Source organism: Pseudomonas sp. BNK-45 (assembly GCF_047456255.1).
GTDB lineage: Bacteria > Pseudomonadota > Gammaproteobacteria > Pseudomonadales > Pseudomonadaceae > Aquipseudomonas.
The window spans coordinates 477,647-491,380 of record NZ_CP179909.1 but is presented as its reverse complement, the minus strand read 5'-3'; the positions used below and the strand labels follow the sequence as shown (position 1 = coordinate 491,380).

The window sequence follows — 13,734 nt, the reverse complement described above, 5'->3', positions numbered from 1 at the left end:
GGTATCCGTTTTTGCGCGACCTTTTCTCGACCCGCCGACCTGTGCCGCTAGTCTTCAACACAGGTCAGCGGTCAAAGGAGTGACCCTTATGCACAGCACCCTCGAACAGGTCTTCGGTTATCCACAGTTTCGTCCGGGCCAGGAGGCCGCGGTCAGCGCGGTACTGGCCGGACGCTCGGCGGCGGCGATCTTCCCCACCGGCTCCGGCAAGTCCCTGTGCTACCAATTGCCGGCCCTGCTGCTGCCGCACCTGACCCTGGTGGTCTCGCCGCTGCTGGCGCTGATGCAGGACCAGTTGGCCTTTCTCCAGCGTCACGGCATTGCCGCCGCCAGCATCGACTCGGCCCAGGGCCGCGATGAGGCCAATGACGTCATGGCCCGGGCCCGCTCCGGTGAGCTGAAGATCCTGATGATCTCGGTGGAGCGCCTGAAGAACGAGCGCTTCCGCAACTTTCTGCAGCAGGTGCCCATCTCCCTGCTGGTGGTGGATGAGGCTCACTGCATCTCCGAGTGGGGCCACAACTTCCGTCCCGACTACCTGAAGCTGCCGGACTACCAGCGCCAGTTCAGGATTCCCCAGGCCCTGTTGCTCACGGCCACCGCGACGCCCAAGGTGATCGCCGACATGCAGGCCAAGTTCGCCATTGATGCCGCTGACGTGGTGACCACCGGCTTCTACCGGCCCAATCTCAACCTGCTGGTGGAGCCGGTGCGCGGTGCGGACAAGCGCCGGCGCCTGGTGCAGTGGATGGGCGAGCGGGCCGGGCAGCCCAGCATTGTCTACGTGACCCTGCAAAAGACCGCCGAGCAGATCGCCGAGCACTTGAGCCGCCAGGGCATCGCCGCCGAGGCCTACCACGCCGGTCTGCCCCACGAGCAGCGCGAGTCGATCCAGCGGCGGTTCATGGAAGGGCGCAGCCACTGCATCGTTGCCACCATCGCCTTCGGCATGGGCATCGACAAGAGCGACATCCGTAACGTGGTGCACTTCGACCTGCCCAAGTCCATCGAAAACTACAGCCAGGAAATCGGCCGCGCCGGGCGCGACGGCCAGCCTTCGGACTGCCTGGTGCTGGCCAACCGCGACAGCCTCAACGTGCTGGAGAATTTCGTCTACGGCGATACCCCGGAACTGAGCGGCATCCGCTGCGTGCTGGATGAGTTGCAGGCGTCGGCGCCGGAAGGTCAGTGGGAGTTCCTGCTCGGGCCCCTGGCGGATCAGAGCAACATTCGCCAGTTGCCGCTCAAGACCCTGCTGGTGCAACTGGAACTGCGCGGCCTGATCGCTCCGCGCTACGCCTATTTCGCCGAATACCGTTTCAAGCTTCTTGAGGAGCCCCAGGCCCTGCTGGCGCGTTTCGAAGGCGAGCGCCGGGACTTTGTCGAAGCCATCATCAACACCTCGAGCCGGGCCCGGACTTGGGCCACGGTGAATTTCGACGCGCTCTACGAGCAGTACCAGGCACCGCGCACCCGGGTGGTCAAGGCCCTGGATTATTTCCAGGAGAAGGGTTGGGTGGCGCTGGAAAGCAAGCAGATGACCGAGGTCTACAGCCTGCTGCAAACCGACTTCGACGCCGGGGCCTTGAGCACGGACTTGCACGCTTATTTCACCCGGCATGAGGGCGGCGAGATTGCGCGGATTCACGCCATGCTCGACCTGTTCGCCACCGAGCAGTGCCTGGGGCACCGCCTGGCGCAGTATTTTGGTGACGATCAGGCGCCCCAGCGTTGTGGGCATTGTTCGGTCTGTCACGGCCAGGTGGCGCGACTGCCGGAGCCACCCGCACTGCCGGCGCTTGTGGATAAAAACTTCGACGGGCTGTGCGGCGATTTTATCCACAGGCATCGGCAGCACACCGGCGATGTACCCGGAGCCGAGCGGCTGACGCGCTTTCTCTGCGGCATCAGCGTGCCGCTGTTCACCAAGCTCAAGGCCCGCAGCATTCCCGGTTTCGCGGCATTGGAGGATTACCCTTACGCCGCGGTGCGTGAGTGGTGCGAGGCTCATCTGGCGGCGTGACTGGCCCCCGGGGCGATCGCTGCAAAAGGGTTTGCCCAGGCTTGGCCGTCTGCGGTGAAATGCCCGGCGATCAGCCGATCGTCCGGTCTGCAATCCAAGGGAGAGAGCCCCGATGTCCGAGCCTATGCCGCAACGCGGCGACTATCGCCATTTCCAGCCGATCATCACCCGCTGGCACGACAACGACGTCTACGGCCATGTGAACAACGTCACCTACTACAGCTTCTTCGACACGGCGGTGAATACCTACCTGATCGAACAGGGCGGCCTGGATATTCATGGGGGCGAGGTGGTGGGATTCGTGGTCAGCTCGGCCTGCGACTACTTTGCGTCCGTCGCTTTCCCCGAGCGAATCGAGATCGGCCTGCGGGTCGGTAAACTGGGCAACAGTTCGGTGCAGTACGAACTGGCGGTGTTCAAGGCGGGAGAGGCGGATGCCTGTGCGGCGGGGCGTTTCGTCCATGTGTTCGTGGATCGGGAGTCAAACCAGCCGGTGCCGATTCCGCCCGCATTGCGAGCGGCTCTGGAGCGTCTGCTGCTGGCGTGAACTTCGATACTCGATCTCAACCCCGGCACTGGCATTTGTAGCCGCTGCCGAAGGCTGCGATCGGCTCCGCAGGAGACGCCAAACCTCAATCCACGGGGCAACTGACCCACCGCGGCGCCTGGCTTGGCGCCGCCTGCGGCCTCGTGCGCCGCCTGCGGCAGCGGCTACAGGGCGCTGGGTCAGTCGCGATAGTGATGGTGTTTGCGATGCCCGTAGGCGTGGCCACGGCCACGGTGGCCGTCGCGGTAGTAGCGGCGGTCGTCGCGGCCACGGTAGTCGCGATCTTCCCGGGCGCTTTCGTTGCCCATGTAGTTGCCCAGTGCACCGCCGGCGCCACCGCCTGCCGCGGCACCGATCAGGCTGCCGGAATTGCCGCCCATGCTGCGGCCCACCACGTTGCCGCCGGCTGCGCCCAGGGCGCCGCCAATGGCCGCCTGGCCACGGCTGCGTTTGTCCGCACCCACTGCGCTGCCGCCGGCGCCGCCCAGGGCCGCACCAATGGCCGAACCGGTGTTGCCGCCGATCTGCTGACCGACCACCGAGCCTAGAACCCCGCCCAATGCGCCGCCCACACCGGCTTCAACGGTGCCACCGGCAGAGGCGACGCCGCTGACCAGGCCAAGGGACAACAAGAGAATCGAGGAGAACTTCATACAGGAGCCTCAAAGGGATGACGGCGCGATCCTGAGGCTGTACCGCGATGCTTACAAACGAAATCCGACGAATAGCACGAGTTGTACACAATCTCGTAACTTACTGTTTTTATTACGGAACTTAAGTGAATTTCGCAGGTCTTTAACTACTTCGCAATGGCCGCTTTGTTAGCAAAGCGGCCTTTTTTGTGCCTGCGATTCAGGCTCGGGAGGGGCTGTCGCCGGCAAGCCGGCTCCTACGATTCACGCGCTAACCGTAGGAGCTGGCTTGCCAGCGAAGAGGCCCTCAAGACAGGAATCAGGCCGAGCGAGCCATGATCAGACCATTGTCGCTGGCCGCCTCCAGGCGGATGGCGATGAACTTCGAGGTCGGTGTATGGCTGCCGTCGCCGGTGCTTTCCAGGGGCACCAGTGGGTTCACTTCCGGGTAGTAGGCTGCGGCCTGGCCGGCTGGAATGTCGAAGGCCAGCAGGGTGAAGCCCTTGACCCGACGCTCGCGGCCGTCATCCCACAGGGAAACGATGTCGGCTTTCTGCCCCGGCTTGAAGCCCAGGCGGATGATGTCCGCTTCGTTGGCGAACAGCACGTCGCGCTGGCCCTTGACCCCGCGGTAGCGGTCATCGAGGCCGTAGATGGTGGTGTTGTACTGGTCGTGGGAGCGCATCGATTGCAGGATCAGGTCCGGCAGTTGACCGGTGGCCCGGGTGCGTTCGTGGATCAGGTCCTTGGGCAGCAGGTTGGCGCGGAAGTTGGCCCGACCCGAAGGGGTGTTCCACTGGCGCGAACCGGCGCTGTTGCCCAGGTAGAAGCCACCCGGGTGCTTGAGCCGTTCATTGAAGTCCTTGAAGCCGGGAATGGTGTCGGCGATCAGGTCGCGGATGCGCCCGTAATCCGCCGCCAGCCAGTTCCAGTCCACCGGCTGGCTGCCCAGGGTCGCGGCAGCGATACCGGCCACGATCCACGGCTCGGAGCGCATCTGCGATGACAGTGGCTGCAACTGGCCATTGGAGGCGTGAACCATGCTGAAGGAGTCTTCCACGGTCACCGCTTGCGGGCCGGCGGCCTGCTGGTCAATGTCGGTGCGGCCCAGGCACGGCAGGATCAGCGCGTCCTTGCCGTGGGCCAGGTGGCTGCGGTTGAGCTTGGTGCTGATCTGCACGGTGAGGTCGCAGTTGCTCAGGGCCTGGAAGGTTCGCGGGCTGTCCGGAGTGGCTTGGGCGAAGTTGCCGCCCAGGCCGATGAACACCCTGGAGCGGCCTTCGAGCATGGCGTGGATCGCCTCGACCACGTTGTGGCCGTTGTCGCGCGGCACCTTGAACTGGAAGCGCCGCTCCAGGGCGTCAAGGAAGGCCACTGGCGGGCGTTCGTTGATGCCCATGGTGCGGTCGCCCTGCACGTTGCTGTGGCCACGCACCGGGCACAGGCCGGCACCGGGCTTGCCGATGTTGCCGCGCAGCAGCATCAGGTTGGCGATTTCCTGGATGGTCGGCACCGAGTGGCGGTGCTGGGTGATGCCCATGGCCCAGCACATGATCACGTTCTTGCCCTTGGCGTACATGCGCGCCGCCTGCTCGATCTCCACCAGGGTCAGGCCGGACTGCTCGACAATCTGCTCCCACGGGGTGTCGTCGAGGGTGCCCAGGTAATCCAGCACATGGGCGGTGTGGGCGTTGAGGAAGTCGTGGTCGAACACCGATTCTGCGCCGGCTTTCTGCGCATCGCGTTCCCACTGCAGGAGGAACTTGGCCATGCCCCGCAGCAGCGCCATGTCGCCGCCCAGGGCCGGGCGGAAGTAGGCGGTGTTGGTCGGGCGGTTGCCGTTGGTGAGCATTTCGAGCGGGTTCTGCGGGTGCTGGAAACGTTCCAGGCCGCGCTCCTTCAACGGGTTGATGCAGACCACCTGGGCGCCGCGCTTCACCGCTTCACGCAGCGGTTCGAGCATCCGCGGGTGGTTGGTGCCGGGGTTCTGGCCCCAGACGAAGATCGCATCCGCGTGTTCGAAGTCGTCGAAGGTCACGGTGCCCTTGCCGACTCCGACGCTTTGCGCCAGGGCCACGCCGCTGGCTTCGTGGCACATGTTCGAGCAGTCGGGGAAGTTGTTGGTGCCGTAGGCGCGGACGAACAACTGATACAGGTACGCCGCTTCGTTGCTGGCCCGGCCCGAGGTATAGAACTCGGCCATATTCGGGCTGGGCAGGTTGTGCAGGTGCTGGGCGATCAGGTTGAAGGCGTTTTCCCAGCTGATGGGCCGGTAGCGGTCGGTGTCGGCGTCGTAGCGCATCGGCTCGGTCAGCCGGCCCTGGTACTCCAGCCAGTAGTCGCTTTGTTCCAGCAGGGAGGTGACGCTGTGCTTGGCGAAGAAGGCCGCGTCCACCCGGCGCTTGGTGGCTTCCCAGTTCACCGCCTTGGCGCCGTTCTCGCAGAACTTGACCATGCCGCTTTCCGGCGAGTCGCCCCAGGCGCAGCCCGGGCAGTCGAAGCCGCCGTTCTGGTTGGTCTTGAGCATCATGCGGATGTTCTTCAGGGCGTTGTCGCTGGTCAGCCAGGCCTGGGCCACGCTGATCAGGGCGCCCCAGCCACCGGCCGGGCCCTTGTAGGGCTTGTAGCGGGCTACGGGGGGCTGATCGGCTTGGTGGTGTGTACTCACTGGGGATTCTCCAACGCGGGGCTGTGGACCCGCGGCGCACGGTTCTGCGGCAGGTGGGCAGGGTTGAGGCAGTGATGACGCGGCCATTGCGCGGCCTGGCTGGTGTCATCCGCTAACGGGCGCTCAAGGATGCAGTGGGTCTGGCTGGCGTCGAGCGCGGGTGCGGGAGTTGCCGGGGCTGGCATGGGTGAGGGGCCGGCGGCCATCGGGTCCCAAGCCTAAGCGCGGCATTGTGTCGCGTCTAATTGCTAGTACTGATCTATTGATAGATGGCGTCGATCAAGGGCCGGGGAAGGATTGTCGGTAGAGATCGAAGCAGGCTTGTGCCAGGGCCGAGCGTGGCGCGCTGCGGCGCATGATCAGGCCCAGGCGGGCCAGGGTCTGGGCGTCGGCGATCGGCTGCAGCCGCAGGTGCTCGGTGAGGATCTCCAGACCGCTGTCCAGGGGCATCACCGCGCAACACAGGCCGCCGTGGACCAGGCGCAGCAGCTGATGGACCGCGTCGGTCTGCAGCAGTGGCTGTGGCTGCAGGCCGCGAATGTGGAAGTGATGGTCGATGGACTGGCGAAAGTGCATGCCGCTGGTGAGCAGGCCCAGGGGCAGTTCGATCAGCGACTCCCAGCTCAGGGGGTGTTCGCCGAAGCTGAAATGCCGCTGGTCATAGAGCAGGCCCATGTGGGTGGGTTCCAGGGGCAGGGAGTCGAAGAGCTCGCTGTCCAGGCGCTCCAGGTAGGACACGCCGAGGTCCAGGCGATTGCTCGCCAACTGTTCGAGGATCTGCTCCGAGCTCAGGGACGAGAGTTCAAAGCGCAGGTTGGGGTGTTCGGCGTGCAGGTGCTGCAGCAGCGGCAGCGGATCGAAGCTCGACAGCGGCACCACCCCCAGACGCAGGGTGCCCACCAGATTGCCGCGGCAGGCTGCGGCTTCGGCCAGCAGGCCGTCATAGGCGGTCATCACGCTGCGGGCCCAGGCCAGGACCCGCTCGCCGGGGGCGGTGAAGCCTTCGAAGCGCTGGCCACGGTTGACCAGGGGCAGGTCGAGTTCTTCCTCCAGGCTGCGCAAGCGCATCGACAGGGTCGGCTGGGTGATGTGGCAGCGCGCGGCGGCCTGGCCGAAGTGGCGGGTTTCGTCGAGGGCGATGAGGAATTTCAGCTGCTTGAGGTCCATCGTCGCTCCGGCGCGGCAAAAGGCCGGGATTCTACCCTGTAGGCGCGGGCCTGGGTCACTCGTCGTCCGGGAACCTCATGGTCCGGGGCTGGTCTAGTCTTTCGCGTCTGGATCTATCAACCAAGGAGTGTGCGACATGAGCATTTTCAGCTTTGTGAAGGAAGCGGGCGAGAAACTGATCGACCTGTTGACCCCGGGTAACACCAATGCCAGCGAGCAACTCAAGGAGCACATTGAAAAGGTCGGCCTGGGCAATCCCAATGTCCATGCCACGGTGGAAGGCGACAAGGTGATCGTCAGCGGTGAAGTGGCGAGCCAGGAAGAAAAGGAAAAAATCCTCCTGGCCCTGGGCAACATCGCCGGAGTCGGCAGTGTCGAGGACCAGATCAGCGTGACCGGCCCGGTGCTGGTGTCCGCCGTGTTCGTCACCGTGAAGAAGGGCGATACCCTGAGCGCCATTGCCAAGGTGCAATACGGCGACGCCAACCAGTACCACAAGATTTTCGAGGCCAACAAACCGCTGCTGTCCCACCCGGACAAGATCTATCCGGGCCAGGTGCTGCGCATTCCCGAGTAACCCATCGAGCCGTTGCCGGGCGCAGGAGCGGGCTTGCCCGTGAAGGGCCTCACAGCCCTTCGATCAACGCCCGGTAATCCTCCAGCGCCGCGAACTCCGCGGTGTCCTTTGGTCCTTTGCGACTGTCCGGCCGGCTGACCGCCAGCAACTGCGCCACACCGAAATCCCGTGCACTGCGCAGGATGGGCAAGGTGTCGTCGATGAACAGGCTGCGGGCCGGATCGAACTGGATATCGGCCCGCAGCGCATCCCAGAACTGTGGATTTTCCTTGGGGAACCCGTAGTCGTGGGAGCTGATCAGGCGCTCGAAGTAAGGCGCCAGCTCGATTCGTTCCAGCTTCAGGGACAGGGAGTCACGATGGGCGTTGGTGATCAGGATCACCCGCTTGCCGGCGTTCTTGATGGCGGCGAGAAAGGTGTCGGCATCCGGACGCAGGGCAATCAGGTGGGCCGTTTCCAGCTTCAGCTCGCGTACCGGGAGTTTCAGTTCGGCGCTCCAGAAGTCCAGGCAATACCACTGCAACTGACCGGCATTGCGTTCGAACAGCGGTTGCAGCTCAAGCTCGGCCATGGCCCGGCTGACCCCATGCAACTCGGCGTAACGCTGGGGCAAGTGTTCCATCCAGAAGTGGTTGTCGTAGTGCAGATCCAGCAGGGTGCCGTCCATGTCCAGCAGGACGGTATCGATATCGCACCAGGGCAGCAGGGCCATTGAACACTTCTCCAGCGGTAAGAAAACAGCCTGTATAGTAACCCGCTATCGCCAAGGAGCCCGCTATGCGCCAGAAACCCACTGTACTCGCCCGCGAGATCGTCGCCACCAGTCGTCTGTTCTGTGTCGAAGAGGTGCAGTTGCGGTTTTCCAATGGCGTGGAGCGCACTTATGAGCGCCTGGTGGGCAAGGGGGCGGGTTATGGCGCGGTGATGATCGTGGCCATGCTCGACGCCGAGCATGCGGTGCTGGTGGAGGAGTATTGCGGCGGCACCGACGCCTACGAGCTGTCACTGCCCAAGGGCCTGATCGAGCCGGGGGAAGATGTGCTGGCAGCGGCCGAGCGTGAACTCAAGGAAGAAGCCGGGTTTGGCGCGCGGCAACTGGAGCATCTGACCGAGCTGTCGTTGTCCCCGGGCTACATGAGTCAGAAGATCCAGGTGGTATTGGCCACCGACTTGTATGAAGAGCGCCTGGAGGGCGATGAGCCGGAGCCGATGCGGGTCGACAAGATCAACCTGCGCGAGCTGGCCAGCCTGGCGCAAAATCCTCAGTTCAGCGAAGGCCGGGCCCTGGCCGCGCTGTACCTGACCCGCGACCTGCTGAGCCAGCGCGGAGCCTTTCCAGCATGAGCATGACTTCGATGAATTTTCCCCATCCTTTATTGGCGCCGGTGGCCGAGCTGGCCTTGCGCGCTGGCGAGGCGATCCTGCCGTTCTGGCGCGCCGAGGTAGCGGTCAATCACAAGGCGGACGAGTCGCCGGTGACCGCCGCGGACCTTGCGGCCCATCACTTGATCGTCGCTGGCCTCAGGGCCCTGGACCCCAGCATCCCGGTGCTCTCCGAGGAGGATGCCGACATCCCCCAGGACATCCGCGCCGGCTGGCAGCGCTGGTGGCTGGTGGACCCGCTGGACGGCACCAAGGAGTTCATCTCCGGCAGTGAAGAGTTCACCGTCAACATCGCCCTGATCGAACAGGGGCGGGTGGTGTTTGGCGTGGTATCGATGCCCACCAATGGCCGTTGCTATCTGGGTGGCGCAGGCCTTGGCGCCTGGCGCGTGGATCGGGGGCAGGTGCCGCAGGCGATCCGGGTGCGTGAGCAGCCAGGTGTTGGCGAGGCCTTTACCGTGGTGGCCAGCCGGCGCCATTCGAGTCCTGAGCAGGAGCGTCTGCTGGGTGGCTTGAGCGCGGCCCTGGGTGAATTGCAATTGGCCAATATCGGCAGTTCGCTGAAATTCTGCCTGCTGGCCGAAGGCGCGGCCGACTGTTATCCGCGCCTGGCGCCCACTTCCCAATGGGACACCGCAGCGGCCCAGGGCGTGCTCGAAGGGGCGGGTGGCGAAGTGCTGGATCTTGCCGGTGCGCCGTTCTGCTATCCCCCCCGGGAGTCGTTGCTCAACAGCTTCTTCCTGGCGCTGCCGGCCAAGGCGGCGTGGCGCGGCAAACTGCTGGAGCTGGCCCGCGCCTGATCGCCCCACGGCGACTTGCCTCTGCCACCTTTTGTGTAGGAGCCGGCTTGCCGGGGAAGGGGCCCTTGAGCCCTGTGCAAGAATTTCCGGCCTCTTCGCTGGCAAGCCGGCTCCTACAGATTTGAGCTGGTTCCGAAACGGGTCAGCGGTGCAGGACGTACTGCCCGGCAAAGCGCACGGCGTCTTCTTCGCTGCCGGCGTTGACCACTCGGGTGTGCAAGGTCAGGCGGGCGCGGCCGTAACGCTGGTACGTCGCAAGGAATTTCTTCCAGACCTTGTCTTCCGGTGCCGGGCAGATGGCCACGGCATCGCCGGTGACCGGCAGCGGGTAGCTGATCTGGCCTTCCTGGATGACGATATGCCCGTCCTCAATCCCTTCTTCCTTGAGCCGCAAATGCAGCCAGCCCCAACCGGCCAGTACCGCGCCGCAATACAGGCTGCCACCGAACATGGTGCTCTTGTGGTTGACGTTGGCCTCCAGCGGCAGTTGCAGGCGCAGTTGTTGCGCCTGCCAGTCGAGTACCTTCAGGCCCATGTCCCGGGTCAGGGGAATGTCGTGGTGGAGGATGGATTCCAGGTATCGACTGTCGCGGTTCATGCACGGGCCTCAAGGGTGGAAGGGTGGATGGTACGGTTCATTCGGACTCATCGCCGGGCTGGCTGGCACCGCTGTCGGCGAAGCTCAGGCCGTGTTTGCGCAGCTTGTCGTGCAGGGTCTTGCGCGGAATGCCCAGGGCTTCGGCAAGGCTGCGCAGGGAGCTGTGGGGCTGGGCCATTTCGGCGGCGATCAGGCTCTTTTCGAAGTGTTCCACCTGCTCGCTCAAGCCGCCGCTGATCAGGGGCGGGGCGGCGACGGCGCCATGTTCCGGTTCGTTGTTGTCCAGGGCCAGTTCCAGGCCCAGGGCAAAGCGCTCGGCGGCGTTTTGCAGCTCGCGCACGTTGCCCGGCCAAGGGTGTCGCAACAGCAGGGCACGATGCCCGGGCTGCAGCTCCTGGAGCGGCAGGCCGTGGCGGGTACTGGCCTCGTCGGCAAAATGCTGGAACAGCATCAGTACGTCCTCGCCGCGTTCGCGCAGTGGCGGAATGCGCAAGGGGGCGACGTTCAGGCGGTAGTAGAGGTCGGCGCGAAAGCGTCCCTGGTCCGCGGCCAGGCGCAGGTCTTCCTTGGTGGCGGCGATGATGCGGATATCCAGGGGAATCTGCTGGTTGCCGCCCAGGCGCTCGACCACCCGCTCCTGGAGCAGGCGCAGCAGCTTGACCTGGACATCCAGGCTCATGCTTTCGATTTCATCAAGGAACAGGGTGCCGCCGTTGGCGAATTCGAACTTGCCGATGCGGCGCTTCTGCGCGCCGGTAAAGGCCCCGGGTTCATGGCCGAACAGCTCGCTTTCCACCACCGACTCGGCCAGGGCTCCGGCATTGATCGCCACGAACGGCCCGTTGCGCCGCCCGGAAAGGTCGTGCAGGGCGCGGGCCACCACTTCCTTGCCGGCACCGGTTTCGCCGAGGATCAGCACATCGGCGCGGGTCGCCGCCAGGGCGCCGATCTGCTGGCGCAGGCGCAGCATCGGCGCCGACTGGCCCACCAGCCGCGCACTGAGCTCCTGGCGATCGCTGAGGGCCAGGCGCAGGCTGCGGTTGTCCAGGACCAATCGCCGCCAGTCCAGGGCGCGGCGCACGCTGTCCAGCAGGGCGTCGCTGGCGAAGGGCTTTTCCAGAAAGTCATAGGCGCCGGCGCGCATTGCCTGCACCGCCAGGGGCACATCTCCGTGTCCGGTGATCAGCAGCACCGGTAGTTCCGGATCCTGGGCGTGCAGCTGGTTGAGCAGTTCCAGTCCATCCATGCCGGGCATGCGGATGTCGCTGACCACCACCCCCGGCCAGTCCCGCTCCAGGCGCGGCGCCAGGCCCTGGGCCTCGGCCAGGGACAGCACCTTGAGCCCGGCCAGGTCCAGGGTCTGGCTCAGGGCCTGGCGCAGGTGCGGATCGTCGTCGATCAACACCACTTGCAACTGAGGGTCGAGGCTGTCGGGACGGGTCATCGCTCACTTTCCAGGTCGTGTCGTGGCCGGCAACGCCGGGCCGGGCGTGGTTGCCAGGTGATTGCCGCTGCGCGTCATACCCCGCGGTCCTCGGAGGGCTGCAGGCTGACTCCGGGGGCGCCGGCGCGCAGGCGCAGGGTGATCAGGGCGCCGCCTTCGCGGTGATTGGCGAACGACAGCTCGCCGCCGAAGGCGCGCATCAGGGTGTCGCAGATCGCCAGCCCCAGGCCCAGGCCCTGGGTCCGTGTCTTGGTGGTGTAGAACGGCTCCCCGGCGCGTCCCAGGGCTTCCATGCAGAAACCGGGACCGTTGTCGCGGATGTACAGGTTGACGCCCGTGGCGGTGGATTCGGCACTCAGCCAGAGTTTACGTGGCGGGCCTTTTTCGGTCAGGGCGTCCAGGGCGTTGGCCAGCAGGTTGCCCAGCACCTGGCGCAAGCGGGTTTCCCCGGCCTCGACCCACAGGGTGGCGGCCGGCAGGTCGCGGATCAGTTCCACTTCCATGGCCCGGCGACGCTTGGCCAGCAGGGCCAGGGCGTCATCCAGCGCCGGCTGCAGGGCCACGCTCTCCGGGGCGTGATGATCGCGTCGGGCGAAGGCCCGCAGGTGGGCGATGATCGAGGCCATGCGCCCGGTCAGTTCGCTGATCAGCTTGAGATTGCCCCGGGCATCGTCGGTGCGCTGATGGTCCAGCAGCACCTCGGCGTTTTCCGCGTAGCTGCGGATCGCCGCCAGGGGCTGGTTGAGTTCGTGGCTGATGCTCGCCGACATGGTTCCCAGGGCCGAGAGCTTGCCGGCCTGGACCAGATCGTCCTGGGCGCGCACCAGTTCCTGCTGGGCGGTTTCACGCTCCAGCACTTCCTGTTTCAGGCGCCGGTTGAGGCTTTCCAGGTCGCTGGTACGTTCGGCCACGCGCATTTCCAGTTCACGCCGGGCCTTGGCTTCGAAGGCGATCCGTTCCAGATAATGGCGGCGGCGCTGCATCATCAGCCCCAGCAGCAGCATCAGCGCCAGCAGCGCCGCAGCTCCGACCGCCACCACGGTGCGCACCGGGCGATCGATCAGGGTACGCGGAGCGAGGATGCTGACACTCCAATGGGTTTCCTCGATCGGCTGGGTCTGGGTCAGCCAGGCATCGGGATTGAGGTTCAGCGGGCGTGGATCCTGGGTCGGGTAGGGCTGGATGGCGACGATCGCCTGGCGTTCTTCGTCGCTCAAAGGGCGGGTCGCGCGAAAGCGCCATTCGGGGCGCGAAGTGATGATCACCACGCCATTGTGGTCGGTCAGCAGCAATTGTTCCGGGGTCCGTCCCCAGAGGCTTTCGGTGTGGTCCAGGTCGACCTTGACCACCAGCACGCCGAGAATCCGCTCGCCATCGCGTACCGCGGCGGCGAAAAAGTAGCCGCGTTTGGCCGAGGTGGTGCCCAGGCCGAAGAAGCGTCCGAGGCGACCGGCCATGGCTTCGCTGAAGTACGGGCGGAAGGCGAAATTGCGGCCGACGAAGCTGTCGCGCTTGTCCCAGTTGGAGGCCGCCAGGGTCTTGCCGCTGGCGTCCATCAGGTACATGACTTCGGCCCCGGTCTGGGCGCTGATGTTTTTCAGCAGGCGGTTGGCGTTGCCCTGGGTCACGCCGTCGTCGGGCGCGCCCAGCACGGCACGCAGGGCCGGCAGGTCGCCGAGAATCTGCGGCAGCACTTCGTAGCGGTGCAGGGTGCCCAGCAGGTTGGCCACGTACAGATCGAGGGTCTGGCGATTCTGACTGGTCAGCTCGTTGCGGTAGTAGCGTTCGGCCAAGTGCTCCAGCGGCCACAGCAACGGCGCCAGGCACAGGGCCAGCAAGGCCAGGCTGCGCCAGCGGGGACGACGGGGAAGGGGTGCGGTCATGGAAATGGCGCC

12 protein-coding genes are annotated in these 13,734 nt (G+C 65.3%); 5 read left to right on the top strand and 7 right to left on the bottom strand.

Annotated elements, in window-relative coordinates:
• Nucleotides 1-88 precede the first annotated feature (88 nt).
• On the top strand, nucleotides 89-2,023 hold the full coding sequence (locus tag ACMGG8_RS02210; RefSeq protein ID WP_414159088.1) for an ATP-dependent DNA helicase RecQ: 1,935 nt from the start codon (nucleotides 89-91) through the stop codon (nucleotides 2,021-2,023).
• Nucleotides 2,024-2,135: 112 nt separating this feature from the next.
• Complete coding sequence (locus tag ACMGG8_RS02205; RefSeq protein WP_060837049.1) at nucleotides 2,136-2,570, top strand: acyl-CoA thioesterase; 435 nt, start codon at nucleotides 2,136-2,138, stop codon at nucleotides 2,568-2,570.
• 179 nt (nucleotides 2,571-2,749) lie between these two features.
• On the opposite strand, the gene ACMGG8_RS02200 is transcribed toward ACMGG8_RS02205, so the two are convergent.
• The 3 genes from ACMGG8_RS02200 to ACMGG8_RS02190 form a co-directional block, all read right to left on the bottom strand.
• Nucleotides 2,750-3,223, bottom strand: a complete 474-nt coding sequence (locus tag ACMGG8_RS02200) for a YMGG-like glycine zipper-containing protein (RefSeq protein WP_060837050.1) — start codon at nucleotides 3,221-3,223, stop codon at nucleotides 2,750-2,752.
• Between the two features lie 298 nt (nucleotides 3,224-3,521).
• Nucleotides 3,522-5,870: an FdhF/YdeP family oxidoreductase gene (locus ACMGG8_RS02195; protein WP_414159087.1), complete on the bottom strand. Its 2,349-nt coding sequence runs from the start codon at nucleotides 5,868-5,870 to the stop codon at nucleotides 3,522-3,524.
• Between the two features lie 279 nt (nucleotides 5,871-6,149).
• Nucleotides 6,150-7,037, bottom strand: coding sequence for a LysR family transcriptional regulator (locus tag ACMGG8_RS02190; protein ID WP_414159086.1), 888 nt, complete (start codon nucleotides 7,035-7,037; stop codon nucleotides 6,150-6,152).
• A gap of 136 nt (nucleotides 7,038-7,173) precedes the next feature.
• On the opposite strand from ACMGG8_RS02190, the gene lysM reads away from it, so the two are divergent.
• On the top strand, nucleotides 7,174-7,614 hold the full coding sequence (lysM, locus tag ACMGG8_RS02185) for a peptidoglycan-binding protein LysM (RefSeq protein ID WP_060837053.1): 441 nt from the start codon (nucleotides 7,174-7,176) through the stop codon (nucleotides 7,612-7,614).
• Nucleotides 7,615-7,663: 49 nt separating this feature from the next.
• Here the strand turns inward: lysM and yrfG are convergent, their stop codons facing one another.
• Nucleotides 7,664-8,326 (bottom strand): GMP/IMP nucleotidase, encoded by a 663-nt coding sequence (yrfG, locus tag ACMGG8_RS02180; protein ID WP_060837054.1) that lies wholly within the window; start codon nucleotides 8,324-8,326, stop codon nucleotides 7,664-7,666.
• A gap of 65 nt (nucleotides 8,327-8,391) precedes the next feature.
• Between yrfG and nudE the strand changes: the two genes are divergently transcribed.
• Both nudE and cysQ read left to right on the top strand, forming a co-directional pair.
• Nucleotides 8,392-8,958 carry an ADP compounds hydrolase NudE gene (gene nudE / locus ACMGG8_RS02175; RefSeq protein WP_060837055.1) on the top strand — a complete coding sequence of 189 codons (567 nt, stop codon included), beginning with the start codon at nucleotides 8,392-8,394 and terminating at the stop codon, nucleotides 8,956-8,958.
• 11 nt (nucleotides 8,959-8,969) lie between these two features.
• Nucleotides 8,970-9,797 (top strand): 3'(2'),5'-bisphosphate nucleotidase CysQ, encoded by an 828-nt coding sequence (gene cysQ, locus ACMGG8_RS02170; RefSeq protein WP_414159916.1) that lies wholly within the window; start codon nucleotides 8,970-8,972, stop codon nucleotides 9,795-9,797.
• A 142-nt stretch (nucleotides 9,798-9,939) separates the two neighbouring features.
• On the opposite strand, the gene ACMGG8_RS02165 is transcribed toward cysQ, so the two are convergent.
• From ACMGG8_RS02165 to ACMGG8_RS02155, 3 genes are all read right to left on the bottom strand, one after another.
• The gene (locus tag ACMGG8_RS02165; RefSeq protein WP_060837057.1) at nucleotides 9,940-10,395 is read right to left on the bottom strand and encodes a YiiD C-terminal domain-containing protein; all 456 of its coding nucleotides are present in this window, start codon (nucleotides 10,393-10,395) and stop codon (nucleotides 9,940-9,942) included.
• Between the two features lie 37 nt (nucleotides 10,396-10,432).
• The gene (locus ACMGG8_RS02160) at nucleotides 10,433-11,839 is read right to left on the bottom strand and encodes a sigma-54-dependent transcriptional regulator (protein ID WP_060837058.1); all 1,407 of its coding nucleotides are present in this window, start codon (nucleotides 11,837-11,839) and stop codon (nucleotides 10,433-10,435) included.
• A 74-nt stretch (nucleotides 11,840-11,913) separates the two neighbouring features.
• A complete protein-coding gene (locus ACMGG8_RS02155) occupies nucleotides 11,914-13,722 on the bottom strand; it encodes a sensor histidine kinase (RefSeq protein ID WP_060837059.1) in 1,809 nt (602 codons plus the stop codon).
• Nucleotides 13,723-13,734 lie beyond the last annotated feature (12 nt).